This is a genomic window from Sphingomonas bacterium (assembly GCF_903643065.1).
GTDB lineage: Bacteria > Pseudomonadota > Alphaproteobacteria > Sphingomonadales > Sphingomonadaceae > Sphingomonas.
In genome coordinates, this window is record NZ_CAHJWX010000398.1 from 1 (window position 1) to 2,916 (window position 2,916).

Annotated in this window: 2 protein-coding genes; one reads left to right on the forward strand and one right to left on the reverse strand. The window is 71.5% G+C overall.

What is annotated here, in order from left to right:
* A partial coding sequence (locus HUU95_RS12775; protein WP_174280448.1) for an FAD-dependent oxidoreductase occupies window positions 1–503 on the reverse strand: 503 nt, incomplete at its 3' end.
* Between the two features lie 139 nt (window positions 504–642).
* On the opposite strand from HUU95_RS12775, the gene HUU95_RS12780 reads away from it, so the two are divergent.
* The coding region (locus tag HUU95_RS12780) for a ribonuclease R family protein (RefSeq protein WP_174280449.1) at window positions 643–2,916 on the forward strand (2,274 nt) is incomplete at its 3' end.

Consider the following 2,916-nt stretch of genomic DNA (forward strand, 5'->3'; position numbering starts at 1 on the left):
GCCACCTGCGCGCCGCTGGCCGCCGCGTCGAGCGCGTTGGCGAGCGTCAGCCGGCTATCGTCGACGAACGCGTCCGAATAGACGAAGCCGGCGAGCCGGTCCTTGAGCGGCGCGCGATAGGCGGCGTCGGCCTTGCGCAACCCCCGCGAGCGCGGCAGCGACATCCGCCCGCCGAGCAGGTCGTAGAGCACCAGCCCGGCGCGCACGAGCCACCACGGGCGTCCGCCCTTTGGCTGCGGCAGCACGAAGCGCATCGGCCGGATCAGGTGCGGCGCCGCCTTTACCAGCCGCTCGCGCTCGCGCAGCGCCTCGGCGACGAGCTTGAAGTCATATTGCTCCAGATAGCGCAGCCCGCCGTGGATCAGCTTGGTCGACGCCGACGAGGTGTGGCTGGCGAGATCGTCGCGCTCGACGAGCAGCACGGACCAGCCGCCCACCGCCGCCTCGCGCGCGATCGCGCAGCCGTTGATGCCGCCGCCGACGATGAGGAGGTCATAGGTCACGGATCAACACCTTCGTCGCGCTGAATTCGTTCAGGGTCCATGCGCGACATCGGCCGGGGCGCAGGCGGCTGATGGCACCGCGTGGATGCTGAAACAAGTTCAGCATGACGGCGGGGTGGCGAGTACCTACATCCTGATCATGTCCCGACCAATTCCCGGCCTGCCCACCCGCCAGCAGATCCTCGACTTCATCGCCAGCGCCGACCAGCCCGCCGGCAAGCGGGAGATCGCGCGGGCGTTCGGCTTGCACGCGCAGGACAAGATTGCGCTCAAGGCGCTGCTCCACGACATGGCGGACGAGGGGCTGATCGACTCGTCGCCCGGCCGCGCCTTTCACGCGCTGGGCGGGCTGCCCAAGGTGACGGTGCTGCGCGTCGCCGATGTGGACGATGGCGGCAACGTCTGGGCGGTGCCCGAGCGCTGGGAAGCGGAGACGCCGCCGCCGCGGCTGCGCGTGCGCGAGCGCAGGCGCAGCGCGCTGGGCGTCGGCGAGCGGCTGCTGGCGCGCACGGAAGAGGTGGGCAGCGGCTGGATCGCGCACCCGATGAAGGTGCTGGCGCCGGCGGCCGAACAGCTGCTGGGCGTGCTGCGCGCGGAAGGCGACCGGCTGTGGCTGACCGGGGTGGAGAAGAAGGACCGGCGCGAATGGCCGGTGTCCGACGCGGGCGGGGCGGAGCCGGGCGATCTGGTGCTGGCCGAACGCGCCGGGCGACCGCCGCGCATCACCGCGCGCGTCGTGCAGCGGCTGGGCGATCCGTTCGCGCCGCGCTCCTTCTCGCTGATCGCGATCCACAAGCTCGGCATCCCGGACGTGTTCTCGGCCGAGGCGCTGGACGAGGCGGCGCGGGTGGCGGGTCGCTCGCTGGCTGACGGCGCTCCGCTCGTCCCGAGCGAAGTCGAGGGGCAAGGTGTCTCGACTACGCTCGACACGAACGGACGACGCGAAGACCTGCGCCATCTGCCGATCGTCGCGATCGATCCCGCCGACGCGCGCGACCATGACGACGCGGTCTGGGCGGCGCCCGATGACGATCCGGCGAACCCGGGCGGCTGGCGCGCGATCGTCGCGATCGCCGATGTCAGCTTCTATGTCCGCCCCGGCTCCGAACTCGACCGCGAGGCGCGCCGGCGCGGCAATTCGGTCTATTTCCCCGACCGCGTCGTCCCGATGCTGCCCGAGCTGCTCTCGGCGGACGTCTGCTCGCTCAGGGAGGGCGAGGACCGCGCCGCGCTCGCCTGCCACCTGCAGGTCGCAAAGGATGGGACGCTCAAGGGCTGGCGCTTCACCCGCGCCGTTGTGCGCATCGCCGCCAATCTGGCGTATGAGGACGCGCAGGCGGCGATGGACGCGACTCCTCTCCCCTTCATGGGAGGGGTTGGGGGTGGGGGCCCTCGACCCGGCGAACCGTCTGGGGCGACGCGCCACCCCAACCCCTTTCCTGAAGGGGAGGGGCTTGCACCCATCCTTGCGCCCCTCTGGTCGTGCTGGCGGGCTCTCGCGGCCGCGCGGGATCGGCGCGAGCCGCTCGATCTCGACCTGCCCGAGCGCCGCGTCGTGCTCGACGAGAAGGGCCGCATCCTGTCGGTCGCCCCGCGCGAGCGGCTCGACGCGCATCGGCTGATCGAGGATTACATGATCGCCGCCAACGTCGCCGCCGCCAAGGCGCTGGAGGCCCGCCAGGCGCCGGTGATGTACCGGGTCCACGAGCCGCCCGCGCGCGAGAAGCTGGTGGCGCTGAAGGACTATCTGGAGACGCTGGGGGTGCCGCTGGCGTTGGGCCAGGTGATCCGCCCTGCCACCTTCAACCGCGTGCTGGAGCGGGTGGGGGACGCGGATCATCGCCCGCAGGTGATGGAACAGGTGCTGCGCACGCAGACCCAGGCCTATTACGCGCCGGCCAACCATGGCCATTTCGGCCTCGCGCTGGGCAGCTATGGGCATTTCACCTCGCCGATCCGCCGTTATGCCGATCTGCTCGTCCACCGCGCGCTGGTCGGCGCCTATGGCCTGGGCGACGGGGGGCTCGCCGGCAACGAGGATTTCGAGCGGCTGGGCGAGAACATCAGCGCGCTGGAGCGCCGCGCGATGGAGGCGGAGCGCGACACGATCGACCGTTACGTCGCCGCGTTCCTGTCCGAGCGGGTCGGCGAGCTGGTGGAGGCGCGGATCACCGGCATCGCGAATTTCGGGCTGTTCGCGACGGTGGAGGGCATCGGTGGCGACGGGCTGCTGTCGGTGCGCGATCTCGGCACCGAATATTTCCGCTTCGACGAGGCCGCGCGGACGCTGACGGGCGAGCATTCGGGCGAGACCTATGCGTCGGGCCAGCGGCTGCAGCTGCGCCTCGCCGACGCCAACCCGGTGTCGGGCGCGCTACGCTTCGAGCTGCCGGAGGGCAAGGGCGGCGCCGCC